General features: G+C 66.8%; 23 protein-coding genes. 9 read left to right on the top strand and 14 right to left on the bottom strand.

Translation table 11 applies throughout. The features are described from left to right. Positions 1–88 precede the first annotated feature (88 nt). Genes P9A17_RS19205 through P9A17_RS19190 form a run of 4 tightly spaced genes read right to left on the bottom strand, consistent with a single transcriptional unit; the run spans position 89 to position 4422 of the window. Positions 89–1222 (bottom strand): alkaline phosphatase family protein, encoded by a 1134-nt coding sequence (locus tag P9A17_RS19205; RefSeq protein WP_278040288.1) that lies wholly within the window; start codon positions 1220–1222, stop codon positions 89–91. 1 nt (position 1223) lies between these two features. Beyond that, positions 1224–1664 (bottom strand): response regulator, encoded by a 441-nt coding sequence (locus tag P9A17_RS19200; protein ID WP_278040287.1) that lies wholly within the window; start codon positions 1662–1664, stop codon positions 1224–1226. Next, positions 1661–3250: a sensor histidine kinase gene (locus P9A17_RS19195; RefSeq protein ID WP_278040286.1), complete on the bottom strand. Its 1590-nt coding sequence runs from the start codon at positions 3248–3250 to the stop codon at positions 1661–1663. The genes P9A17_RS19200 and P9A17_RS19195 overlap by 4 nt, the downstream gene beginning before the upstream one ends. After that, complete coding sequence (locus tag P9A17_RS19190; RefSeq protein ID WP_278040285.1) at positions 3247–4422, bottom strand: SpoIIE family protein phosphatase; 1176 nt, start codon at positions 4420–4422, stop codon at positions 3247–3249. Before P9A17_RS19190 ends, P9A17_RS19195 begins: the two co-directional genes overlap by 4 nt. Before the next feature lie 252 nt (positions 4423–4674). On the opposite strand from P9A17_RS19190, the gene P9A17_RS19185 reads away from it, so the two are divergent. Further along, complete coding sequence (locus P9A17_RS19185) at positions 4675–5889, top strand: acyltransferase (RefSeq protein ID WP_278040284.1); 1215 nt, start codon at positions 4675–4677, stop codon at positions 5887–5889. Positions 5890–5949: 60 nt separating this feature from the next. Further along, on the top strand, positions 5950–6639 hold the full coding sequence (locus P9A17_RS19180) for a GDSL lipase (RefSeq protein WP_278040283.1): 690 nt from the start codon (positions 5950–5952) through the stop codon (positions 6637–6639). A 154-nt stretch (positions 6640–6793) separates the two neighbouring features. Here the strand turns inward: P9A17_RS19180 and katG are convergent, their stop codons facing one another. After that, entirely contained in the window at positions 6794–8992 is a 2199-nt protein-coding gene (gene katG / locus P9A17_RS19175; RefSeq protein ID WP_278040282.1) for a catalase/peroxidase HPI, read from the bottom strand. A gap of 37 nt (positions 8993–9029) precedes the next feature. Then, the gene (locus P9A17_RS19170; protein WP_278040281.1) at positions 9030–9494 is read right to left on the bottom strand and encodes a Fur family transcriptional regulator; all 465 of its coding nucleotides are present in this window, start codon (positions 9492–9494) and stop codon (positions 9030–9032) included. 78 nt (positions 9495–9572) lie between these two features. On the opposite strand from P9A17_RS19170, the gene P9A17_RS19165 reads away from it, so the two are divergent. Further along, positions 9573–9866 carry a Dabb family protein gene (locus P9A17_RS19165; protein ID WP_278040280.1) on the top strand — a complete coding sequence of 98 codons (294 nt, stop codon included), beginning with the start codon at positions 9573–9575 and terminating at the stop codon, positions 9864–9866. A 106-nt stretch (positions 9867–9972) separates the two neighbouring features. Continuing rightward, entirely contained in the window at positions 9973–10347 is a 375-nt protein-coding gene (locus P9A17_RS19160; protein WP_278040279.1) for a group 1 truncated hemoglobin, read from the top strand. Between the two features lie 5 nt (positions 10348–10352). Here the strand turns inward: P9A17_RS19160 and P9A17_RS19155 are convergent, their stop codons facing one another. Further along, on the bottom strand, positions 10353–11111 hold the full coding sequence (locus P9A17_RS19155; protein ID WP_278040278.1) for a glutamine amidotransferase: 759 nt from the start codon (positions 11109–11111) through the stop codon (positions 10353–10355). Positions 11112–11124: 13 nt separating this feature from the next. Beyond that, positions 11125–12231, bottom strand: a complete 1107-nt coding sequence (locus tag P9A17_RS19150; RefSeq protein ID WP_278040587.1) for an ABC transporter permease — start codon at positions 12229–12231, stop codon at positions 11125–11127. Between the two features lie 45 nt (positions 12232–12276). On the opposite strand from P9A17_RS19150, the gene P9A17_RS19145 reads away from it, so the two are divergent. Beyond that, complete coding sequence (locus tag P9A17_RS19145; RefSeq protein ID WP_278040277.1) at positions 12277–13047, top strand: O-succinylbenzoate-CoA synthase; 771 nt, start codon at positions 12277–12279, stop codon at positions 13045–13047. 26 nt (positions 13048–13073) lie between these two features. On the opposite strand, the gene aceA is transcribed toward P9A17_RS19145, so the two are convergent. The 5 genes from aceA to tenA all read right to left on the bottom strand — a co-directional run bounded on the left by aceA (position 13074) and on the right by tenA (position 19243). After that, positions 13074–15362 carry an isocitrate lyase ICL2 gene (aceA, locus tag P9A17_RS19140; RefSeq protein WP_278040276.1) on the bottom strand — a complete coding sequence of 763 codons (2289 nt, stop codon included), beginning with the start codon at positions 15360–15362 and terminating at the stop codon, positions 13074–13076. 36 nt (positions 15363–15398) lie between these two features. After that, positions 15399–16028: a uracil phosphoribosyltransferase gene (gene upp, locus P9A17_RS19135; RefSeq protein WP_278040275.1), complete on the bottom strand. Its 630-nt coding sequence runs from the start codon at positions 16026–16028 to the stop codon at positions 15399–15401. 1 nt (position 16029) lies between these two features. Beyond that, positions 16030–17253 carry a URC4/urg3 family protein gene (locus P9A17_RS19130; RefSeq protein WP_278040274.1) on the bottom strand — a complete coding sequence of 408 codons (1224 nt, stop codon included), beginning with the start codon at positions 17251–17253 and terminating at the stop codon, positions 16030–16032. Next, entirely contained in the window at positions 17250–18482 is a 1233-nt protein-coding gene (locus tag P9A17_RS19125; protein WP_278040273.1) for a GTP cyclohydrolase II, read from the bottom strand. Before P9A17_RS19125 ends, P9A17_RS19130 begins: the two co-directional genes overlap by 4 nt. Before the next feature lie 62 nt (positions 18483–18544). Further along, positions 18545–19243, bottom strand: coding sequence for a thiaminase II (gene tenA, locus P9A17_RS19120; protein ID WP_278040272.1), 699 nt, complete (start codon positions 19241–19243; stop codon positions 18545–18547). Positions 19244–19346: 103 nt separating this feature from the next. Between tenA and P9A17_RS19115 the strand changes: the two genes are divergently transcribed. The 3 genes from P9A17_RS19115 (at position 19347) to ripD (ending at position 21394) form a co-directional block, all read left to right on the top strand. After that, entirely contained in the window at positions 19347–20030 is a 684-nt protein-coding gene (locus P9A17_RS19115; protein WP_278040271.1) for a DUF899 family protein, read from the top strand. A 43-nt stretch (positions 20031–20073) separates the two neighbouring features. Continuing rightward, positions 20074–20571 (top strand): thiol peroxidase, encoded by a 498-nt coding sequence (gene tpx, locus P9A17_RS19110; RefSeq protein ID WP_278040270.1) that lies wholly within the window; start codon positions 20074–20076, stop codon positions 20569–20571. Positions 20572–20767: 196 nt separating this feature from the next. After that, complete coding sequence (ripD, locus tag P9A17_RS19105; protein ID WP_278040269.1) at positions 20768–21394, top strand: NlpC/P60 family peptidoglycan-binding protein RipD; 627 nt, start codon at positions 20768–20770, stop codon at positions 21392–21394. Between the two features lie 126 nt (positions 21395–21520). On the opposite strand, the gene P9A17_RS19100 is transcribed toward ripD, so the two are convergent. After that, on the bottom strand, positions 21521–22477 hold the full coding sequence (locus P9A17_RS19100; RefSeq protein WP_278040268.1) for an oxygenase MpaB family protein: 957 nt from the start codon (positions 22475–22477) through the stop codon (positions 21521–21523). A 119-nt stretch (positions 22478–22596) separates the two neighbouring features. Between P9A17_RS19100 and P9A17_RS19095 the strand changes: the two genes are divergently transcribed. Then, complete coding sequence (locus P9A17_RS19095; protein WP_278040267.1) at positions 22597–23190, top strand: TetR/AcrR family transcriptional regulator; 594 nt, start codon at positions 22597–22599, stop codon at positions 23188–23190. Positions 23191–23201 lie beyond the last annotated feature (11 nt).

Below are 23201 nucleotides of genomic sequence, written 5' to 3'. Positions count from 1 at the left end.
CAGATCACAATCACGTACAGCTGCGACGTGGGTGTGCGATGGCCGACGGCTTTGCCGGAGGCGGTCGGGGGCCGGCCGGTGACGGCGGTCAGCGGTGCGCAAGAAGCAGGGGAACCCGCTGCTCGGCCGAAGTCAGCGAGCCGTGCTGACCTACCAGCGAAGATTCGACCGGCTCCACGGTGCGGCGCAGCATCCCCGCAGACCCCGTCGCGGCGGCCACGACGTTGCCGATCCGCGGGCGCACGGTGTCTGCCACACGTTCGCCGAACCACCCCGCCTCAATCGCTTCCTCGCCGGTGACCACCCAGGCCATATCGCCCAGGGTTGCGCGCCACGCCGCCAGCACATCCTCACGTGCGCCGGCACGCGTATAGATGTGACGGGCACGCACCTCGCCGGCGATCGCCTCGGCGCCCGCGTGAAGCACATCACAACTGTCGAGGTCGATCACGTGCTCGTCCACATGGACCATGCCGTGGTCGGCGACGACGGCGAGCAGCCCTCCGGCGGGCAGCCCATCGACGATGGACTCGACGAGCTTGTCGACCTGCCGAAGCTGCAGCCGCCAGGCATCCGAACCGGGGCCGTGCAGATGACCGACCAGGTCGAGGTCGGCGTGGTAGCCGTAGCAGAAACCCCGGTCAGCGATCACCGAGCCGATGGTTGCGGCCAGATCACCCATGGTGTGCACGCCGGCGTACGTGCCGCCTCGCAGCGCCGCCCGTGTCAGCCCCGAACCGGCGAACTGGGCGCCGGAGATGACGCTGACCGCGACCCCCGTGGACGCCGCTTTCTCGAAGACCGTCGGCCGCGGCTGCACCTCCTCAGGTACCGCACGCTCGCGCAGGTCGTCACCCCAAGGATGCGGACGCCAGCGCAGCGCATTGATCACCCCGACGTCCGGCAGGCGAAACGTCATGCCGACCATTCCGTGTTCTCCGGAGCGGCACCCCGTGCCGATCGCTGCCAGGCCAGCGGCCGTCGTGGCGGGAAAGCCGACCTGCAAGGTCGGCCCGCGCATGCCGGCGAGCACGGGCGCGTCGTCGATGTACGCGTCGAGCAGCTCAGCACCCAGCCCGTCGATGAGAAGCACACAGGCCCCGCGGGCGTCGTAGGGCAGTGGGATCCTCGGCTCGAAGCCTGCGACACCCAATGCCGCGAGTACCGACGGGGTGACGTCGGCCAGATGCGGCAGGGTCCCATCGGGGCGGGGCACGTCCATGTCAGAACTGGGGAAGCCGGACCACCTGCACGAAGAACTCGTCGATCTGACGCACCGCATTCATGAACTGGTCGAGGTCGACAGGCTTGGTGACGTAGGCATTCGCGTGCAGCTTGTAACTGCGCAGAATGTCTTCCTCGGCCGACGATGTGGTCAGCACGACCACCGGGATGTGGCTGAGATCGGGATCGGATTTGACCTGCTCGAGCAGTTGCCGCCCGTCGTACTTCGGAAGGTTCAGATCCAGCAGGATCAGGTCGGGTCGCGGGGCGTCCTGGTAGGCGCCGCGGCGGTACAGGAAGTCCAGACCTTCCTCGCCGTCGTGCGCGACGTGCAAGGTGTTCTTGATCTTGTTGTGCTCGAATGCTTCCCGCGTGATCAGCTCGTCCCCGGGGTCATCTTCGATGAGCAGGACGTCGATGGCGCGTTCAGCCGGTGTCATGGTTCCGATCCTTCCAGGACGGTGGCCGCGCTGTCATCCGCCGACACCGGCAGAGTGAACCGGAAGCGCGTGCCCTCGGTGTAGGCGGTGTCGATCCAGATGGTTCCGCCGTGGTGCTCGACGATCTTCTTACACAGGGCCAGGCCGATTCCCGTACCGCTGTAGGCGTCGCGTCCATGCAGGCGCTGGAAGATCACGAAGACCTTCTCGGCGAACTCGGGTGCGATTCCGATTCCGTTGTCGGTCAACGTGAACGACCAGTTCTGGCCGTCGTCGCCGTTGCTTGCCGCGCACTCGATGACGATGCGCGGTTCGACACCCTCGCGCCGGAACTTCACCGCGTTGCCAATCAGGTTCTGCCACAACATCGCCAGCAACGTCGGGTCACCCTTGACCATAGGCAACCCGTCAGCCGGCCGCTCGACGGACGCACCCGACTCCTCCAGCGCCGTCGCGAGGTTGCCCAGTGCGCCGTCCAGCGCGCCGTCGAGGGCGACCTCGGTCTCGGTCGAATTGAGCCTGCCGACCCGCGAGAACGTCAACAGATCATTGATGAGGATCTGCATGCGTTTGGCGCCGTCGACGGCGAAACCGATGTACTCGGTACCTCTTTCGTCGAGTTTGTCGCCATACCGCTTCTCCAGCAGCTGGCAGAACGAGGCTACTTTGCGTAAGGGTTCCTGAAGGTCGTGCGACGCCACATAGGCGAACTGCTCGAGCTCGGCGTTGGACCGGCGCAGTTCCTCGGCCTGCAGGTCCAGCGACTCCGTGGCGGCGCGCGACAGCTCGAGTTCTTCGACGATGCGCTGCCGCATGAACTCGACGTCGAGGCTGATGAGCCGGATATCGCGCGGTCCATGCGGGACGATGCGTTCGCCGAAGTTCCCACCAGCAATTCGCCGGCAGGCCGCGGCCAGGCTGTCCAGCGGCCGGACCAGCGCCCGGCGCAGCACAACGGCAAGGAGCGCGATGGTCACGCCGAATGCGACGAGCATCGCGATCAGAACCACGTTGCGCTGGGAGCGAGCCTGTTCCAGGTCGTCACCCGCACGCTGGCGAGCCTCGACCAAGTTGGCATTCTGAACTTCGAAAAGCGCACGCAGCCGGTCGAATTCGGTCTTGCCGACCGCATTGAGCTCGGCTGGGAGCGGTCCTGGGCGACCGGGCGTTACCGCGGCGATCGCCGGTTCCGCGTAATTCGTGCGCCAGGATCCCGAGGCCTCTTCGATCGCATCGAGGTTCTCGAGCAGGTCGGGGCGGTTCTGTTCGAGCAATCTGAGATCGGCGGACACCTGCTGCTCGACCGCGCCACCGTCTTGATAGGGGACCAGGAACTGCTGGTCCGCGGCGATCACGTAACCACGCACCGCGGTCTCCTGATCGCGCAACGCAGCCTGCAATTGATAGGCGGCAATGCGCGAAGGCCCGATCTGTTCGAGCAGTTGCGCCGTCACCTGGTCGGTGCGATTGAGCAACATCGCGACAGCAATGCCTCCGATCAGCACCACCAAACCCATGACCGACAGCACCAGGTATTGCCAGCCCTGCACTGTCAGGGCGCGCGCCCCCCGCTGATCGGGGCTCACGAGGGCAGCGTCCGTTCTACCCGGACGACGGCGATGTCGTCGCTGATGCCGCCGTCGGACGCGGCGCGTTCCTCGACCGCGTTGATCAGCGCGTCGACGAAGGCGCGGCCCGGCAGGTGCGCGATCGAGCGCGCCAGCTCCAGCAGCCCCGCCTCGCCGAGGCGTTCGTTGCCGCGGCCAATGTGCCCTTCGAAAAGTCCGTCAGTGAGCAGCACGAGACCCTTGCCGTGCGGGAGCTCGACCTGCTGAGGCAGCCAGTCCCTGCCGTGCAGGCCCAGCGCGGGACCACCCGGCGGCTCGACCCAGTCCACCGTGCCTCCACCGTGCAGCAGCATTCCCGGGTGCCCGGCGCGCACCGCGCTGATCATCGATCCCGAGGGCGGTATACGCAGGCTGAGCACCGTCGCGAAGATGCCCCGGCCGGCACGCTCGGCACGCAGAATCCGCTCCAGCTGGTTCATCCGGTCCGAGCCGTACAGCCCGGCGAAGGTCAGCGTGCGCCACGCGATGCGCAACGCCACGCCGAGCGCCGCCTCGTCGGCCCCGTGCCCGGACACGTCGCCGATCATCACGTGCACCGTCCGGTCCGGCGTCTGGACGAAGTCGTAGAAGTCGCCGCCGAGCAGGGCGTTCTCCCGGCTGGGCCGGTACTGGCTGACGATCTCGACGCCGGGGTTGTCGAGCAGCAGCGGCGAAGGCAGCAGGCCGCGCTCGAGCCGGGCGTTCTCCTGGGCCCGCAGCTGGCTCGCGTGCAGGTCCACGGCGGTCAGCTCGGCGCGCTTGCGCTCGATCGCATACAGCACGGCCCGCCGCAGCATCTCGGGGTCGACGCGGTCCTTGACGAGGTAGTCCTGCGCGCCCGCCGACACCGCCGAGACGCCGAAGTGCTCATCGTTGAGTCCCGTCAGCACGACCACGGGGATGGTGCCGTCCTGTTTGGCGATCCGGTTCAGGCCATCGATTCCGTCTGTGTCGTGCAGATGGAGGTCGAGGAGGATGCAATCGGGGCGGGCGACGGCGATCTCCTGCTCGGCCCTGGCCATCGACTCGGCCCAGATGACGTCGATCTCCAGACCGGCGTCGGCGATCATCTCTTCGACGAGGATCGCGTCGGCGCGATCGTCCTCGACGAGCAGCAGCGACAACGTGTCGCCGTCAGTCGGGACAAACATGTTCCCCGGCACCGTTACGGACCCGCGCCCACCGCGGGGGCCCAAATGTTCGATTGACAATTTCTGGAGAATACCTGGGCGTCACGCCGGTTGGGCAACACCACGCGCGGCGTTGCGGGCCGCTGTGGGGGTACGGGCGCTGGTAACCTGCGACCGGTCGCCGGTTTCGCGGGGCCTCCAGGGACCGGCCTTTCACTTGTCGCCGAAACTGCCGCCTGAAACTGCCTGGAAGCCGATCGAAATCTTGACGAAATGAGTCGTGTGCGCACCGGAGAGATCAGAGCTTTGTCCGGCCTGCGCATCGTGGCCGCGCTCTGGGTGGTGCTCTTCCACTTCCGTCCGATCGTCGCCGAGGCGGCACCGGGGTTCAGCAGCGCACTGGCACCGATACTGAATGCCGGCGCCCAGGGTGTCGACCTGTTCTTCATCCTCAGCGGTTTCGTGCTGACGTGGAACTACCTGGACCGGATGGGCGAGTCGTGGAAGACCCGCGACACCCTGAAGTTCCTGTGGCTGCGGCTGGCGCGCGTCTGGCCGGTGTACCTGGTGACGATGCACCTCGCGGCGGCGTTCGCCATCTTCACGCTCTACGTCGGCGGGTTTCCGCTGCCGCCCCCGGTCATCGAGTCACTCAACGCTTTGAACTGGCTCAAACAATTCTTCCTGGTGCAGCTGTGGTTCCAGCCGTACTTCGACGGTTCGAGCTGGAACGGGCCGGCCTGGTCGATCAGTGCCGAATGGCTGGCCTACCTGCTCTTCGGCGGGCTCGTGCTGATCATCTTCCGGATCGCGTCGGCGACCCGGGCGCGCGGACTCATCTGGCTGGCGGTGGCTGCCGCTTTGGCGCCCACGCTGCTGCTGCTCGCTCACGGCGTGTTCTACACACCGTGGAGCTGGCTGCCACGCATCGTCATGCAGTTCACCGCCGGCGCGCTGGCCTGCGCGGCGGTGCGCAAACTGGTGCTGTCCGACCGGTCTCGCAAGGCGGCTGGGTGGACGTCGCTGCTGCTGGGCGGAGCCATCGTCGGCGGCCTCTACCTCCTCGACACGTGGCCGCCGGGAGAGATGATCGATGCGGGCGGCCTCGTCGACGTCCTCTTCGTGCCGCTGGTGATCACGCTGTCGGTCGGCGCAGGCACGCTGCCCGCGCTGCTGTCCACGCGCGTCATGGTGTACCTCGGTCACATCTCGTTCGGGTTGTACATGGTCCACGAGATCGTGCACACCATGTGGAACTGGGCTGTGCTGCAGTTCAGCATTCAATTGGTCCCGAGTTGGTGGGCCAAGCTCGTCGTTCTCGGGCTGATCGTGTTCGCCGGAATCGCGTCTGCGGTGATGTATCACGCCGTGGAGGAGCCCGCCCGGCGGTGGATGCGGCGCATGATCGAGCCCGACGGAAGACGCGCCGGCGTACCTTCGGACTCGGGTCCCGGTAGGCTTCAGTCCGTCGCGGCACGGGCCGGCTGACGGTCCGGCTCAGCGGCGAGTCGTCGGGGCAATTGAATCCACCAATTCTAGGCTGGTGAAGTGAGTCGCGTTCTGACAGTTGCGGTTTCCCTCGCTGTGCTCTTCGGTTCCGCGTATGGGCATGTCCCCGAGGTTCAGCAACATGACGTGAAGTTCACAGACTTCGCACGTAATCGCGTCGCGGTGATCGGGGACTCCTACACCACGGGAAGCGACCAGGGCGGCAACGGTCCTGAGGGCTGGACGCCGCAGGTCTGGGAGGAGCTGACCGAGCACGGCATCGCGGTGACCCCGACGGTTGCCGCCGAGGGCGGCGCGGGCTACTGCACGCGGGGCAATCGCGGGGGCGTGTTCGAGGACCTGACGGTCCGAGCAGTCAAACCCGATGACGCGCTGGTGGTGTTCTTCGGGTCGCGCAACGACATGCAGGTCGATCCGACGAGGCTGTCGATCGCGATGTACGGCACGCTGCGGCTGGCGCGCCAGATCGCCCGTTCGGCCGAATTGCTCGTCATCGGGCCGCCGTGGCCGACGACGACTCCGCCGCCGGAGGTGCTGCGCATTCGCGACGTGTTGAGCTACCAGGCCGATCTGGCCGGGGCGACGTTCGTCGACCCGATCGCCCAGCGCTGGTTCGCCGGGAAGCCCGAGTTGATCGGCAAGGACGGCGTCCACCCGACCGATGCAGGGCACGCATACATGGCGGAAAAGATCGCGCCGCTGATCAGCTCGCGCCTGCACCCGTTCTAAGCCAGCTGGGCCGACGAAACCCGACTTCTGCAGCAGAAGTGCGAGTAGCCGTCGGCAAAACTCGAATCTCGTCGTTCCCGAGCGACGACCGCACAAAAAAAAGAGGCGCCCGGCGTACCGGGCGCCTCTTCTCTTGTGGGCTGTCAGTCGAGTCTTAGCTCACGTCGTAGCGGTCGGCGTTGGCCACCTTGGTCCACGCGGCGACGAAGTCCTTGACGAACTTCTCCTTGGCGTCGTCCTCGGCGTAGACCTCGGCCAGTGCACGCAGCTGCGAGTTCGACCCGAAGAGCAGGTCGACGCGGCTGGCGGTGTACTTGTCCGCGCCGGTGGCACGGTCCTTGCCGGTGTAGGTGCCGTCGTCAGCCGATGAAGGTCCCCACTTGGTCGACATGTCGAGCAGGTTGACGAAGAAGTCGTTCGTCAACGCACCCGGGTTGTCGGTCAGCACACCGAGCTTGGTGCCGCCGTAGTTGGTGTCGAGCACCCGCAGGCCGCCGATCAGCACGGTCATCTCCGGGCCGGTCAGGTTCAGCAGGTTGGCGCGGTCGATCAGCTCGTACTCGGCCGGCAACGGCAGACCCTTGCCGACGTAGTTGCGGAAGCCGTCGGCCTTGGGCTCCAGGTAGGCGAACGAGTCGACGTCCGTCTGCTCCTGCGTGGCGTCGCCGCGACCCGAGGTGAACGGCACCGCGACGTCGAACCCGGCCGCCGCGATCGCCTTCTCCAGACCGACGACGCCACCGAGCACGACGAGGTCGGCGAACGACACCGCCACGCCGGCCGAGCCCTGGATCTCCTCCAGCTTGGCGATCACCTGGGACAGCTCGTCGGTCTCGTTGGATTCCCAGCTCAACTGCGGCTGCAGCCGGATCCGGCCACCGTTGGCACCGCCGCGCATGTCGCTGTGGCGGTAGGACGCCGCAGCCTTCCACGCGGTCGAAACCAGCTGCGAGACAGTCAAACCCGAGTCGGCGATGGCGGTCTTGAGCGTCGCCACGTCGGCGTCGGACAGTGGGGTGCCCGCCGGGACGACGTCCTGCCACAGCCAGGTCTCCTTGGGCACCAGCGGCCCGAGGTAACGGACAACCGGGCCCATGTCGCGGTGCAGCAGCTTGAACCAGGCCTTGGCGAACTCCTCGGCAAGCTCCTCCGGATGATCCAGCCAGCGGCGGGTGATCTTTTCGAAGCCCGGATCCAGCCGCATGGTCAGGTCGGTGGTCAGCATGCCCGGATGCGTCCGGCCGTTGCCCTGTGCCGTCGGCACGGAGTTGGCCCAGCCGCCGTCCTTCGGACGCCACTGGTTTGCACCCGCGGGGCTCTGGAACAGCTCCCATTCGTTGCCGTAGAGGATCTCCAGGAAGCTGTTGTCCCACTTGGTCGGGGTGTGGGTCCAGGTGACCTCGAGGCCGGAGCTGACCGTCTCGTTGCCGGTGCCGGCGTTGGCCCAACCGAGGCCCTGTTCTTCCAGAGTCGCGGCCTCGGGCTCCGGGCCGTTCTCGACCTCGGTCCCGCCGTGGGTCTTGCCGAAGGTGTGGCCGCCTATGATCAGCGCGGCCGTCTCGACGTCGTTCATCGCCATCCGGCCGAAGGTCTCGCGGATGTCGGTGGCCGCCGCCAGCGGATCCGGATTACCTTCTGGGCCTTCGGGGTTGACGTAGATCAGACCCATGTGGCTTGCACCGAGCGGGTTCTCCAGCTTGGTCCGGTCGCCGCCCGCGCCGGCGTAACGCTCCTGGCTGCCCAGCCACTCGTGCTCGGCACCCCAGTAGACGTCCTCTTCGGGCTCCCAGTAGTCGGGACGGCCGAACGCGAAACCGGCGGTCTTGAACCCCATCTTCTCCAGAGCGCGGTTGCCTGCGTAGACCAGCAGATCGGACCACGACAGCTGCTTGCCGTACTTCTTCTTCACGGGCCACAGCAGGCGGCGCGCCTTGTCGAGGCTGACGTTGTCAGGCCAGCTGTTGAGCGGGGCGAAACGCTGCATGCCCTTGCCGCCGCCGCCGCGGCCGTCTGCCACCCGGTAGGTGCCTGCAGCGTGCCACGTCATGCGGATGAAGAACGGGCCGTAATGGCCGAAGTCGGCGGGCCACCAGTCCTGCGAATCGGTCATCACCGCATCGACGTCGGCGGCCAGCGCGTCGACGTCGAGGGACTTGACGGCTTCGCGGTAGTCGAAGCCGGGGTCCAACGGGTTGATGGCTTCGGGATCCTTCTGCAGGATCTTGAGGTTGACCGCATTGGGCCACCAATCGCGGTTGCTACCGCCCTCGACCGGGGGCTTGATCAGCATCGGACATTGAGCCTCCGTCGGCTCGGTCTGCGCCTCACCGATGGGGGGACTGGTCTCGGGCAACTGGCTTTCCTTCCGTGGGTGGTGCGTTGGGCTGTGATCACGGGTGTGATCGGGAAATTTCCTTCGGCGACGTGTCCGAGGCCGAGCACTGAGGGCAGACGCCCCAGTAGACGACCTCGGCTTCGTCGACGACGAACCCGTCGAGACTGCCGACGGGGTCGAACGGGATGAGACACGGCGCCTCGCCGACCGCGCAGTCGACGTCGGCGATGACGCCACAGGAACGGCAGACGACATGGTGATGGTTGTCGCCGACCCGCGACTCGTAGCGGGCGACTGACCCCGAGGGCTGAATCTTGCGCACCAGCCCGACGGTCGTCAGGGCCGCGAGTACGTCGTAGACGGCTTGCCGCGACACATCGGGGAGCGCCTCGCGAACCGCAGCGAAGATCGTGTCGGTGTCGGCGTGTGGATGCCCGCCGACGACCTCCAGCACGGCTACCCTCGGACGCGTCACGCGAAGGTCCGCGCTGCGGAGCACTTCCGCGTAGTCCGAGGTCACGTAGACGTTCTACCCCCTTTTCTGGACTGAGTCAAGAATTTAATCGGGCGGATTATCACCCACTGTTAGGGTTCGTCCGTGATCCGAAATGTGGTGCTCGCCAAGCTCAAGGCGGGATATGACGTCGACGAGGTCGAAGCGATCCAGGACGGCCTGCGGAGTCTGAATCTTCCGGGCACCGTCCAGTACACCGTGGGGACGGACGCCGGCCTGCGGGACGGAAACTGGGATTTCGTCATCGTCGCCGACTTCTCGGACGTGACGGCCTACCGCGGCTACGACGCGGACGCCGCCCACAACGAGCTGCGCGCCCGGCTGGCGCCGTTCGTCGATCAGATCGCCCGTGCGCAGCTGGAGCTTCCGGACTCCTGAGCCGGCGCCGTTCTCACCGCCTGGGTGGCGCGCCGGTGAGGACAAGTTAACGCGTTCGGAAACCTTCGCGTGAGCAGGCGTTACCGGACGCGACCACCCTCACGAGATGAGCGTCTTCGATCTGATCGGCGGGCCTCCCGCCGTCACCGCAGCTGTCGATGATTTCTACCGCCGATTGATCGCCGATCCCGCGCTGACCCAGTACTTCGACGGCGTCGACATGAGACGCCTCAAAGGACACCAGCGTTCGTTGATCGCCGCGGCGATCGGCGGGCCCGAGCCGTATCTGGGGCGGGCGATGGGGGAGACTCATGCGCCGTTGAACGTTTCACCCGAACATTTCGACAAGGTCGTCGATCATCTGGTCGAGACCCTCACCGATCTCGGGGTGAGCGGGTCGATCATCGAACAGATCGGCTCCAAGCTCGCACCGCTGAAGGACGAGATCGTCTCTCCCGGCGCCTCTGCCCGCGCCAGCTGACCGACCTACTCAGAGCGCGCGTAGCGGGCCGCGAACCTGCGCAGGATCGCCATCGAGTGCGTCACATCCCACTGTCGCGCAGCATCTTTGAGCTCTTCGGCGGTCTCGGGTGCGAAGTAGCCGTGGTTCTTGTAGGCGTCGATGCGCGTGCAGATGCCGTTGAGGTCGAGTTCGGGGTGGAACTGCGTGGCGTACACATTCGCGCCGACCCGGAACGCCTGCACGGGACAGTCGACCGAGCTGGCCAGCCGGACAACACCGTCGGGTAGGGCGGCCGCCGATTCTTTGTGGCCTCCGAACGCGTCGAACGTTTCGGGCAGCCCTGCGAACAGCGGATCCGCCCGCCCGTCGTCGGTGAGGTCGACGGTCATGCCGCCGACCGGTTCACTGTGCGCCCGGTCGATCACGGCACCGACAGCGGAACCCAAAGTGCCGACTCCGTAACAACATCCGAGAAACGGGAAGTCCTCGGCGATGATGCGGTCGAGCAGGACCGCGAGTTCGGCCTCGACGCGCACCTGGGTCGATGACTTGCTCGCGGGTTCGTCGCTGACGTTGTAGGGCCCGCCGCCGAGGATCACACCCGACCAGCGCGACAGGTCGACGTCACCGAGTTCGCGGTGGGTGAGGCTGATCCGGTGCATGCCGGCCTCGTCGAGGCCCGTGAAACGCATCATCGCCCGGTACTCGTCGTGGGCGGCTTCGTCCTCACCGCGGATCGACAGCAGCAGAAAAGGCGCTGTCGGTGGATCGGAGCCGGCCACCGCGTAACTGTAGCTACCCGGCCGGTGGTTGCGGCTTGCGATAGGCCACCATTTCGCGGGACAGCAGCCGGCGGATGCGGGGTTCGCGGCTGCACGCCACCGCGAAGACGGTCAGCAGGATCCAGCTCAGCATCGCGCTGACGAGCACCAACATGAATGCCGCCCACGCCCCGCCTGCGAGTTCCGTGGAGGCTTTGTATCTGGCCCAGAGGCGCCAGTAGATCATCAGGTTGACGGTCAATCCGACGCCGTAGGACAGCGCGAACGACAGCAGGAACGGCTTCCAGGTGCCGTCGTGCAGCCGAGCGGAGACCGGCTCGTGGCGCAGCGGATAGAGCACGGACAGCACGTTTCCGACGCCGAGCCAGATGAACACCATCGTCACCAACTGGTCGATCATCGGGACCGGATTGACGTCCTCGGTCACCGTCAGGAACCAGATCACCGGCAGCCCTGCCAGCGTCACCATGGCGGCCATCGCGAGGTTCTTCGCGATGAGGATGCGCCACAGCGGCTCGCCCCGCCGCAACATCGCGCGGACCCGCTCGGCCTCGAAGCACAGCGCATTGGTGCAGATCACGCTGCCCACCACGGCGGAGAACAGGTACAGCGTGAGCCGCCCCGCGCCGTCGTACCGGGTCATCCCGGTGACGTGATAGAAGGTCACCAGCGCGAGCGCGATCGCAAGCGTGATGACCACCCGGACCAGCACCGCACGGGGCCGGTCGGCGAACAGGTGCCGCGTCTCCTCGACGACGGGCGCCGCGAGCGAGCGCAGGCGCCGACCCCACCCCGCGGCGATCGCGATGCGGGCCGGGGCGCCGGACGCCTCCGCGGTGGCCCGCCGGGCAGCCGCCACGGCGATGACGGCTTCCGCAACCGCGGCCCGCGCAAGCCCTACCGCGACAACGGCATTCGCGGCGAATTGTTCGGGTGTCCTTGGCTCCGAGTCGGCGGCCGCAGCGGCGATGTCGTCGCCCCCGGGCAGCGCCGCGAGTTCGTCGCGCGCCTCGGCTTCGGCGCGAAACAGTGCCGCATCGTCGTCCCAGTCCGCCGCCGCGGCCGCCGCGTCGATGCGGCGCAGGGAGTCTGCGAGGTGGCGCAACTCGTCGATCGGCATGGCGCTCACTCAACCACGTCGGCGACGGACTAACTTTGTCCGGCAATGAGAACGCTGATCGATTTCGACGACGCACCGGTATTCGCCATCCCGACCGCCGACGGCGTCCTGGAAGGCGTGCTTCTCGACGGGCCGCAGGGCTGGGGCGAGTTCAGCCCGCCGCCGGATGCCGACGACGCGCTCGCCGCTCTGTGGCTGACCGCGGCGATGGAACCGAGCACGGTCGGATGGCCGGATGCGATGAGGGGCCGGGTGCCGGTCGCCGACCGTGCTGCCCGTGCGGTGGTCGAGGTCGACGACGTCGACGCCGCCGTCGCTCAGATCACCGGCCTGGGTGCGGTGGAGTTGGTGGAGCTCGTCTGCCGAGATCCTGCGCAGGCGCGCGCGGTTCGCGATCGCGTGGATGTCCCGGTGGCCGTCGACGCTTGGCTGCTGGCGGTGGATCCGCAGTGCGCTGACGTCGCCGCCCTGCGGTGCGGCGAACTCGGGGGAGTGCGCCGGGCGTTGCGCCGCGCCGAGAAGCTGGGGTTGCCCGCGGTGGTCGCGTTCACGGGCACGACGAGTATCGGGCTGGCCGCCGACGTCGCGTTGGCCGCCGCGCTGCCGGATCTGCCGTTCGCCTGCGGGGCGGTTCCCGGCTGGGTGGCCGACGCCGACATCGTGTCGGCGTCGCGGTCGCTGGTGCCGGTGGACGGGTTCCTGCCCGCGGCACCGATGCCCGCGGCGCCCGAGCGGCTGGAACAGTTCCGGGTCACCGACCCCGAACGGCTGCGGCACTGGCGCGAGCTGCTGCACCGCGCCGCTGCGTTGCTCTAGTGTGCGTCCAGCTAGAACCGAAAGGCTCAGTCCTGCTTGCTGATCAGGCGGGTCAGGGCCTCCCGGTCGGGCGCCAGCAGTTCGTCGATCCGCGGCTGATTCACGTCGGCCACGATGATCTCGCCGACCTCCTGGTAGACGTCGCTGAAGATGCCGTGCGCCTTCATCTTCTCGGTCTGATAGATGTTGTCCTCGGTCGGCGTCACGTAGTAGACGATCTCGGCCTTGAACCGGTGGATCAGCCAGAGGTGGATGACGTCCATCAGTCGCTTCTTGCGTAGCTGCTCGGCGAACGTGTTCTGGTCGCGGATCGTCAGGATGCTACGGCCGTGCCGGTCCTTGATCGGGTCGACGACGACATTGGCAAGTGGTTCGGTTCCTTCGCCCAGAATCTGGAGATCCAGGATGTCGGAACCCGCCCGCCGCGGACGCAACTGCACGTGCAGCTTCTCGGGCAGCTCGTAGTGCTCGCTCCACAGACCGAGCCATTCTTCGAGCAGCTTCTTGGGCACCTCGGTCTGGACGAGATGCTGATGCTGGGTGGAGCCCTTACCCATGGACTTGGTCGTCGCGGTGCGGCCCGACGACGCGGCCAGCGCCGCGTCGCTGCGCGGGCCGCCGACCAGTGTTTGCGGTGTGCGGTAAGGCGATTCGACGAGCCTCATCTTGCGTTGCAGGCGCGCCAGAGCGAGCATGCCCTCCTGCCGCAGCGAGGTCGCGAACTCCTCGGAGGCCACGCCGTCGACCTGATGCCCGCCGTAGGTGATGAAGTTGAAGACGAAACCCAACTTGCCGATCTCCTCGGGGAAGGCGCGCATCTCCTCGTCGGACATGCCCGTGGTGTCCCAGTTGAACGACGGAGAGAGGTTGTAGGCCAGCATCTTGTCGGGATACACCGCGTGGATCGCGTCGGCGAACTCCTTGGCGTCGGCCAGATCTGCGGTCTTGGTCTCCATCCACAAGATGTCGGCGAACGGCGCCGCGGCCAGCGACTTGGCGATCGCGTACGGAATGCCGCCGCGGACCTGGTAGTAACCCTCCGGCGTCTTGACCCGTTCGCAATCCCACGCCGGGTCGGCGCCGAGTTCCTTGGCCTTCTCCCGTGCGTTGTACAGCGGTGCGCGTTCGGCGAATGCCCGCCATTCGGCGACGCTCATCGCCGCCGGCTCACCTTCACGCTCGCGGAACTCCAGCAGTTCGGCGACGGCTTCGCCGTAGGTGTTCAGACCCGCGTCGTCCTGCCAGGCGTCGACGAAGCGTGACTCGACCTTGTCGAAGGCGGCGTCGACGGAGGCTTCCGTGCCGTCCTGCCAGGCGGACGCGGTCTCGTCGATCACGGCCAGCACACCTTGCCGCTCCAGCCACGCCTCGGCCGTCGCGTACTCGCCGTCGGGCAGGGCGTAGAGCAGGTGCCCGTTCAGTTCGGTGACACCCTTGTCGTAGAAGCGGCGCACCATCGCCAGGAAGCACGACTTGTAGGACGGGATCTTCAGGTTGGTCGCGCCCAGCAGGAACGGCTGATCCCGCTCGTCGGCGCGGCTGTCGATCAGGTTGGCCGCCTCGGCGTCAGTGCGCGCGACGATGATGCCGGGCACGCGCATGATGTCGAGCTGGAAGCGGGCGGTGTTGAGCCGCTTGATCTGTTCGTCGGACGGCACCAGCACCTTGCCGCCCTGGTGGCCGCACTTCTTCGTGCCGGGGCGCTGGTCCTCGATGTGGTAGCCGGGCACGCCGTTCTCGACGAAGCGCCGAATCAGGTTGCGCACGTGGGGATCACCGCCGTGACCGGTGTCCGCGTCGGCGATGATGAACGGCCGGTAATCGTATTGTGGCGCTGCCGCACGTTGTTCGGGGTCCATCTGCAACCGCAGGTACTGCTGATTGCGGTCGGCGGTCAGTAGCGCGCGCACGATCCCCGCCGCCTCCTCTGGGACCTGGCTGAGCGGATAGCTCGCCAGGTCGGGCCCTGGATCCTCGCTGATGGATCCCTTGGCCGAGGTCGCCCAACCGCCCAGATAGATGCCCTCGATGCCCATCCGCTTCATGACGACGGCCTGGCCGGGGGAGTACGGACCGAACGTCGTGATGCTGCGGCCGTTACTGAACAGCTCACGCAGATGCGGATAGAACGCGGTCGCCGCCTCGCGCGCGACCGGATAGTCGGCGGGGATCGTGCCGCGCTGCTCGGCGACCTGGCGCGCCGTGTAGAGGCGGATGATCCCGTCGAAACGGGGACTGTCGAAATATTGCTGAGTCTGCGCGACATCACGCTCGAACGGTGTCTGCGCCTGGAGGTCAGCTTCGGTGATGGCCATAACCCACCCTACGGCGGCAGTCCACCGACGGGTGAGCTATTTCGTGCCGAAGATGCGATCTCCGACGTCTCCGAGGCCCGGCAGGATATAGCCGTGCGCGTCAAGCTCTCGGTCGATCGCCGCGGTGTAGATCGGCACCTCCGGGTGAGCCTCGCTCATTGCGGCGATGCCTTCGGGGCACGTCAGCAGACAGACGTACTTGATCGACTTGGGCTGGTATTCGCGCAGCCTCTCGACAGCGGCGATCGCCGAGTTGCCCGTCGCGAGCAGCGGATCCACGACGATGACGTCGCGTTCCCGCAGATCGCCGGGCATTTTGAAGTAATACTCCACGGCGATAAGGGTTTTCGGATCCCGATACAGGCCGATGTGTCCCACACGCGCCGATGGAACCACGTCGAGCATGCCGTCCAAGATGCCGGTGCCGGCTCGCAGAATGGACACGAAGACCAGCTTCTTGCCGTCCATCACGGTGCCGGTGGTGGTCTCCAGCGGAGTCTCCACCTCGACCTCGTGGACCGCGACGTCGCGCAGCACCTCGTAGGCCATCATCGCCGAAAGTTCGCGGACCAATCGCCGGAAGCTGTTGGTGGATGCCTCTTTTCGACGCATCAGCGTGAGCTTGTGCTGAACCAGCGGATGGTCGACCAGATGTACGTGGTGCATGTCAGAAAACCGTCCCGTCACTGGTGATCGACAGGGGTGGCAGGCCCCCGCGCAGGCGCTGCGCCAGAACGCGCCCGGCATTCCACGTGCCGCCCTCCAGCACGCACGCCAGTGGCATTTTCTGCTCGTCGACACCCAGCTTGTCGCGCACCAGCGGTGCGAGCTCGTCGAGCAACGCCACCGTCAGCGCCCGCCACTCGACGACCAACTCGTGGCCCGGGTCCCATGTCTGACCGGCCGCCGACGGGTCGCGAAGCCCCAGCACGCCGCTGTCGAGGAGAAGGCCCCCGTTGCGGTACTCGGGCAGGCCGGTCAGTGCGTCGATGTCCTGCACGTCGACGCCTGCCCACACGAAGGGTTCGATCAGTGAGTACGTCAGCCACTGCGACAGCTTGTGGAACGGCATCCAACCCGCGGTGAGACCGGGCCCAGGCACCGCGTCGTGGCGCCAGCAGTCGCCGACCGCGACGTCGCCGATCATGTTGCGCGACGGCCAGATCGGCGCGAACGATGCCAGCACGCGGGTGAGGATGTGGTCGGCGCGCACGGTGCCGGACGCCGCCAGCGCGTCGAACAGCGCGCCGGGCCTGGGGTGGTCACTGAACACGTCGGGCTGCGCCGACAGCGCGTCACCCAGCCGGTGGAGCAGGCGCAGCCGGCCGCCCAGGCCGACCAAGGGGTTGTCGGCGGTGACCTGGAACATCGCCGCGAGGCGGTCGCCGGTCAGCGCCCGCAGGCCGTCCGCGTCGGCCTGCAACGGCCGGCCGGGGTCACTGGAGAACGCGCCGGAGACGAACCCGTGCCAGCTGGCGACGCCGAGCCCTTCCGAGCGGGCGAACGTCGCGCGGGAGTCGCCCCGCGTCTCGACGTATCCCCAGTCCGCGCCCGCGCCGGCGTCGAGCAGGACGCTGATGACCGTCAGGTCGATCATCGACCGCGCGCGCTCGGTGGCATCCGCGGAGCCGAGCAGCGTGTCCAGCTCGGCCTTGCGGTCGACTCCGCCGACCTCAAAGTGGCGCCACCTGCTGTGATACGGGATGTCCAGGTTCGGGAAGCGGTCCCGGGTGATGGTCGCGACCTCGGCGGCCGCACCGTCGAGTGCAGCGTCGTCGACCGTGAACCACGACGATTCGCCGCGGCGGGCGCGCTCGAGCAGCGCAACCGAACGCTCGCGGATGGCAGCCGTGGTGCGCAACTCCGCTGCCGCCTCGGCAGGCGATGTCATAACCGTCGGCCCTTGGCCTTCTTCAGCTCGTCGACATCGGGCACCTCGCCGGGCGTGTAGTAACCGGCCGCCATCTTCGCGTCGATCTCCACCTGGGCGTCGGCCGGGATCAGCTCGTCGGGGATCGAGACGCGCTCGCCGACCTCGATTCCCGATCCGGTGATCGCGTCGTACTTCATGTTGCTCATCGACACGAAGCGGTGGATCTTGCGGATTCCCAACCAGTGCAACACATCCGGCATGAGTTCTTGGAACCTCATGTCCTGGACACCGGCCACACATTCGGTGCGGGCGAAGTACTGATCTGCCGTGTCGCCGCCGACCTGACGCTTGCGGGCGTTGTAGACGAGGAATTTCGTCACCTCGCCGAGCGCCCGCCCTTCCTTGCGGGAGTAGGCGACCAGGCCGACGCCGCCACGCTGGGCGCCCTGGATGCATTCCTCGATCGCATGGGTCAGATACGGCCGGCACGTGCAGATGTCGGAGCCGAACACGTCGGAGCCGTTGCACTCGTCGTGCACGCGGGCGGTCAGCTCCACCGACGGGTCGGCGAGGTCGCGCGGATCGCCGAAGATGTAGATCGTCTGCCCGCCGATGGGGGGTAGGAACACATCGAGGTCCGAACGCGTCACCAGTTCGGGATACATCCCGCCGGTCTCTTCGAAAAGTACTCGGCGCAAGTCGGTTTCGCTGCAGCCGAACCGCGCAGCGACGCCGGGCAGATACCAGACGGGTTCGATGGCCGCCTTGGTCACCTGGGCAGCACCGGTGTCGAGAAGCACCGAACCGTCGGGTGTCAGCCGTGCTTTCGCGATCGCGTCGTGGACTTCGGGCAGGATCACCTGCGCTTTGGTGACCGCGATGGTCGGGCGGATGTCGACGCCTGCGGCGATCTCGCGGGCGAAGACGTCGGCGACCATCGCGCCCCACGGGTCGAGGCTGACGATCGCTTCGGGGTCAGACCATTGGGGGTGCGGGCCGAAGTCGTCGGTCGGTGAGGTGTTGGTCAGGTCGGCGCGATGCTCGCGGGACAGCTTGCCCGCGGCGACGGCGAGCGCCCGGTAGACGCCGTACGCGCCGCTGTGGGTGCCGACGACGTTGCGGTCGGCGCGCTTGGTGGTCGTCCCGACGACGGGGCCTCGCGCCTCGGGTGTGGGCGCGCCCCAGTGCAGTTCGGGTGCGTCGATGCCGCCGCTGTGGGACGTCAGTCTGATGTGCCCGCCGGCCATACCCCTCCTCGCTCGAAGGAATCCGCCAGCATAGCCCCGTGTCTGTCGCCGTGCCGGGCTGATCAGACCGGCCAGGCCTCGCGGCGGTGGGCGGCGTCGAAGAACATCCACTCGTAGCGGGATGTCGTCACGAAATGGGCACGGGCGGTGGCCTCGTCGGCGGCGGTGAGGGTGGGGCCGATCCGGTCTGCCAGCGTCAGCACCTCGGTGACGGTGGCTGCGAACTCGTCACCGCCGTAGCTGTCGATCCAGCGCTGATAGCGGGGGTCGGTCGAACCGCGCTGGAGAAGTTCGGCTCCCACCTCGGCGTAGATCCAGTAGCAGGGGAGTACCGCGGCGAGGCCATCGGCGAAGGTTCCGTCGTAGCCGGTGGCGAGGAGATAGCTGTTGTAGGCCTGCGTCGTCGGCGACACCGGCGCGGCGTCGACGGCTTCCGTCGACAGCCCCAGGGCGGGCAGCAGCTCGCTGTGCAGCGACAGTTCGACGTCGAACACCTCGGCGGCGTGCCTGGCGAACATCGCGGTGTCGGCCAGCGTCGGCGCCTTGGCCGCGACAACGGCCAGCGCACGCGCGTAGGTGCGCAGGTAGTGCACGTCCTGTGCGACGTAGCCGGCGAACACATCCGGTGCCAGGCTGCCGTCGGTCAGGCCCCCGATGAACGGATGCGCCAGGATCGCGTCGAAGATCGGGCCGATCTCGTCCCACAGCGAGGTCGTCCAGGTGCCCTGCTGTCGGGGACCGATGCGCGGTGCCACGGGCATTCGATGTTCCTTTCCGCGATGAGTATTGGGGGCCCGGCCGGTCAATAAGAAGACGAAGTCAATACAACGACCAAGCCGAACTACCTGCCGGAGGGTGACTCTAATGACCGATACGACTGTGACGCCGCCTGTCGTCGACGCGCAGACCTGGCGCGCGGCCCTCGACGAACTCCGCAAGCGTGAGAAGGCTGCAACACGGGAGCTCGACGCGATCGCCGCGCAGCGGCGGCGCCTGCCCATGGTGGAGATGCCGGACTACACCCTGACCGGCGCGGACGGCCCCGTCCGGCTGGTCGACATCTTCGACGGCCGCTCACAGTTGATCGTCTACAACCACATGTGGAACGACGGCGCGGAGTGGCAGTGCGGTGGCTGCACCGGTTACACGAGCCAGTTCGCGCGGCTGGATTTCCTGGCCAACTACGACGCGAAGTTCGTGATCGTGACGGCGGGTCCGATCGGGGAGGCGCTGGCCTACCGGGACAAGGTCGGCAACCTGATGGAGTGGTATTCGTCGTCGGAAAGCCCGTTCGCCGCAGACGTCGACGCTGCTCCGGGCACGGGTTTCGGGATGAACGTGTTCCTGCGTGACGGCGACACCGTCTACCGGACGTGGCACACCAACGGACGAGGGACCGAACAGCTGAGCTACACGTTCCCGTTGGTCGACGTGCTTCCGTTCGGCCGTCAGGAGGAGTGGCAGGACTCGCCGGAGGGCTGGCCGAAGAGCCCGACGTACTCGAAGTGGCTGGACTCGCCGGACGTCGCGCGCCTCTACGGCCCCTAGCCCCGCCGCGACGGGTGCGACCCCGCTTGGCAGGATGGTGCCCATGGCACAGATAACTTTGCGTGGAAACCCGATCAACACCATCGGCGAACTGCCCTCGGTCGGATCTGCAGCACCCGGCTTCGCTCTCACGGGAACCGATCTCGGCACGGTCGGCGACGACCAGTTCCGCGGTAAGCCCCTGCTGCTCAACATCTTCCCGTCGGTGGACACCCCGGTGTGCTCGGCCAGCGTGCGGAAGTTCAATGAGTCGGCGGCCTCCGGTGGCGTGACTGTGCTGTGTGTGTCGAAGGATCTGCCGTTCGCGCAGAAGCGTTTCTGCGGCGCAGAGGACATCGAGAACGTGACGACGGCGTCGGCGTTCCGCGACAGCTTCGGCGAGGACTACGGCATCACGATCGTCGACGGTCCGATGGCCGGCCTGCTCGGCCGGGCGGTCGTGGTGATCGGTGCGGACGGCAATGTCGCCTACACCGAACTGGTGCCCGAGATCGGCCAGGAGCCCGATTACGACGCCGCATTGGCCGCCCTCGGTTCGTGACGGGCGACACACCCTAGAGGGCGACGCGCCGGTGTAGGTCACCGTTCGATCCCGTTCCCGCATCTCCTTGATCCAGCGTCCTGCGACGACGGAATTTCACCACTTCAAGTGGTGTAGAAGTTGTCATAGTGACTGTTGTTAATCAATGAGACCAGCGTCGACACAAGGCGCTGGCTTGCGGAAAGCGGGAAGTGCAATGCGACGCGTCTTGGTCTTGGTCATCGGTATCGCCCTGTTGCTGGCGACGCCGGGCTTGGCGATGGCTCAGCCCGCGCGGTCGGCGACCAACCAGAAGGCGGTCGAGGCGGTCATCGCACGGGCGCTGTCGCAGCGCGGCGTGCCGTTCGCCTACGGCGGCGGCGGCGCTTCGGGGCCCAGCAAGGGCACTGTCGCGGCGCCCGAAGCCGACCCCGCCGTGCCGGATCAGGCCGCGATCGATGCCCAGTCACTGCAGGTGACGCCGGGGCTGAACCTGCCTGGTGTCGACGCCGATACCGCAGTGCCGTCGTTCCCGTCAGCACCGACGCCCGCCCCGCGCATCGAGGTCGTCGGATTCGACGCATCGGGTCTGATGGTCTACGCCTTCGCGGGCGTCGGCGTGAAGCTGCCGCGCTCGTCGGGCGAGATGTACAAGGTCGGCCAGAAGGTGGCCCCGGGCATGGCATTGCCCGGTGACCTGATCTTCTTCGGCCCCGAGGGCACGCAGAGCGTCGCGCTGTTCGTCGGCAACGGCCAGATGGTGGAGACCACCGACGCCGGTGTCGCGGTATCGCCGGTCCGCACCAAGGACATGACGCCGTACCTGGTGCGCATCATCGCTTGATGTTTCGCCTCCGGCTCAGGGCCTGATGTTTCGCCTCCGGCTCAGGGCCTGATGTTTCGCCTCCGGCTCAGGGCCTGATGTTTCGCCTCCGGCTCAGGGCCTGATGTTTCGCCTCCGGCTCAGGGCCTAAGGCTTGATCGCGCCCGGCACCTTGTAGGCATACGACTTCTTCTGCCGTTCCTTCATCTTCTCCAGGCACTGGTGGTGCTTGCGGGCGTGATAGGCCAGCGGGAAGTAGGTCAGCCGGTCGGGCAGGACGCGGTAGGCGGTGCGGATCACACGGTAGATCCGGTCGAGTTGCCGCTGCTCCTCGGCACTCCACGTGACGCCGAGCTTGGCGCGTAGCCGCGGATCGAGCAGTCCGACGATCGAGAGATAGTTGAGCCGGATCCCCGGCCGGGCCGCGGCTCGGGCCAGTGGGTGCAGCACCTTCGGCAGCGACGCCGGCAGGTCCGCCTTTCCTGCCTTCATCTCCTCGATCAATTGCAGCGCCTGCGGCGTCGCTTCCAGCTTGTCGATCCACGATTCGAAGTACTCGTCCATCTCGGCGACGGTCTCCGGGTAGCCCCGCATCGGCACGTGCAGCAGGCGGGCGAGCCTACGGTTGTCACGCAGGAGTTCGACCTTCTCGGACTCGGTGAACTCGCGGCCGATCAGCAGTGGTCCGCCTTGGGCCGTGACGATGTATCCGGTGGCGATCACCCATTGGTAGGACTGGGTGTTCAGCGCGCTGATCTGCTTACCGGTGACGGCGCTCTTCATCGTGATCGGCTTGTGCATCGCGCGGACCCGGTTGCCCTCGGCGACGGCCTCGGTCCCGCCGTAGGTCCACCGCAGCACGGAATCGATGGAGCGGATCGCCCGGCCGCCCGGATCCCCTTGGAAAGCCGCCGAATACCGACCGGTCACCTCGGCGATCACCGGCTCCATCGCCTGCATCATGAATGCGGCGCCGTCGACGATCAGGAAGGTCCATCGGCCGGTGTGTTCTGCGGTCAGCGAGTCCAGCGGGACGAGTTCGGCGGGGGCGTCGTCGATCAGCGCAACGGCGTCGTCGAGCACGGTGTCATCGGTGGCGGTCATGGCCGCGAAGCTAATATGACTCCAAGGTCGCATTCAAGTCGCGTCGAGGGAGCACAATGGTTGGCGAAAAGCGCAGTTCAGCTCGCCGCAAGTTGCCCCAGCAAGAAAGATCCCGTGAGATGGTCGCAAAAATTGTGTCCACGGCGGCCGGCCTGCTCCTGAAAACCGACCCTGAGCAGGTGACGACCAATCTCATCGCCGACACGGCAGGCATCAGCAAGGGATCCATCTACCAGTACTTCACCAACAAAGAAGAGATCGTCAACGCCGCGATCGAGCGGCTGGCAGCCCAGCAGGCCCCAGCGATCGAGGACATGCTGAGATCGGTGACGCTCGATGCACCCGAGATAGCGATGCAGTCCTCGATCGACATCCTCATCGACTTCACGATCGCCAACCGCCGACTGATCCGGTACCTCGCCGAACGCCCCGACCATGTACGCACATTCGAGAACATCTCCGGGCTCAACGCCACACTCCTGGCGATGGCCACCTTGCACATGGGCCACTACCGAGATCAGTACCGCGACGAGCTGAGCGCACGCGCCCTGGCGTGGTTGTTCTTCAACATGGCGGTCGCGACGACCCTCCGCTACATCGAGTCCGACGACCCGATCAGCCTCGACGAGCTGCGCAGCGGGCTCAAGTTCGCCTCGATGGGCCTGCTCGCCGGCACCCGCACCGAGAATGTCCCACTGCCCCAAAGTGGCTAGGAGACAACAGT

It is taken from the genome of Mycobacterium sp. 236(2023), assembly GCF_029623955.1.
In the GTDB taxonomy this organism is placed as follows: Bacteria; Actinomycetota; Actinomycetes; order Mycobacteriales; family Mycobacteriaceae; genus Mycobacterium.
Note: the sequence above shows the minus strand (reverse complement) of the source record. Positions and strands in the feature narration are given on the sequence as shown.

Excerpts from the sequence above, each read along its gene's own strand:
- P9A17_RS19100 (WP_278040268.1), bottom strand. The coding sequence starts at position 22,477 with ATGACCGCCACCGATGACACCGTGCTCGACGACGCCGTTGCGCTGATC.
- P9A17_RS19125 (WP_278040273.1), bottom strand. The coding sequence starts at position 18,482 with ATGGCCGGCGGGCACATCAGACTGACGTCCCACAGCGGCGGCATCGAC.
- tenA (WP_278040272.1), bottom strand. The coding sequence starts at position 19,243 with ATGCCCGTGGCACCGCGCATCGGTCCCCGACAGCAGGGCACCTGGACG.
- P9A17_RS19185 (WP_278040284.1), top strand. The coding sequence starts at position 4,675 with ATGAGTCGTGTGCGCACCGGAGAGATCAGAGCTTTGTCCGGCCTGCGC.
- P9A17_RS19095 (WP_278040267.1), top strand. The coding sequence starts at position 22,597 with ATGGTCGCAAAAATTGTGTCCACGGCGGCCGGCCTGCTCCTGAAAACC.
- ripD (WP_278040269.1), top strand. The coding sequence starts at position 20,768 with ATGCGACGCGTCTTGGTCTTGGTCATCGGTATCGCCCTGTTGCTGGCG.
- P9A17_RS19190 (WP_278040285.1), bottom strand. The coding sequence starts at position 4,422 with ATGTTTGTCCCGACTGACGGCGACACGTTGTCGCTGCTGCTCGTCGAG.
- P9A17_RS19130 (WP_278040274.1), bottom strand. The coding sequence starts at position 17,253 with ATGACATCGCCTGCCGAGGCGGCAGCGGAGTTGCGCACCACGGCTGCC.
- P9A17_RS19205 (WP_278040288.1), bottom strand. The coding sequence starts at position 1,222 with ATGGACGTGCCCCGCCCCGATGGGACCCTGCCGCATCTGGCCGACGTC.
- P9A17_RS19145 (WP_278040277.1), top strand. The coding sequence starts at position 12,277 with ATGAGAACGCTGATCGATTTCGACGACGCACCGGTATTCGCCATCCCG.
- P9A17_RS19160 (WP_278040279.1), top strand. The coding sequence starts at position 9,973 with ATGAGCGTCTTCGATCTGATCGGCGGGCCTCCCGCCGTCACCGCAGCT.
- P9A17_RS19150 (WP_278040587.1), bottom strand. The coding sequence starts at position 12,231 with ATGCCGATCGACGAGTTGCGCCACCTCGCAGACTCCCTGCGCCGCATC.
- upp (WP_278040275.1), bottom strand. The coding sequence starts at position 16,028 with ATGCACCACGTACATCTGGTCGACCATCCGCTGGTTCAGCACAAGCTC.
- aceA (WP_278040276.1), bottom strand. The coding sequence starts at position 15,362 with ATGGCCATCACCGAAGCTGACCTCCAGGCGCAGACACCGTTCGAGCGT.
- P9A17_RS19115 (WP_278040271.1), top strand. The coding sequence starts at position 19,347 with ATGACCGATACGACTGTGACGCCGCCTGTCGTCGACGCGCAGACCTGG.
- P9A17_RS19200 (WP_278040287.1), bottom strand. The coding sequence starts at position 1,664 with ATGACACCGGCTGAACGCGCCATCGACGTCCTGCTCATCGAAGATGAC.
- tpx (WP_278040270.1), top strand. The coding sequence starts at position 20,074 with ATGGCACAGATAACTTTGCGTGGAAACCCGATCAACACCATCGGCGAA.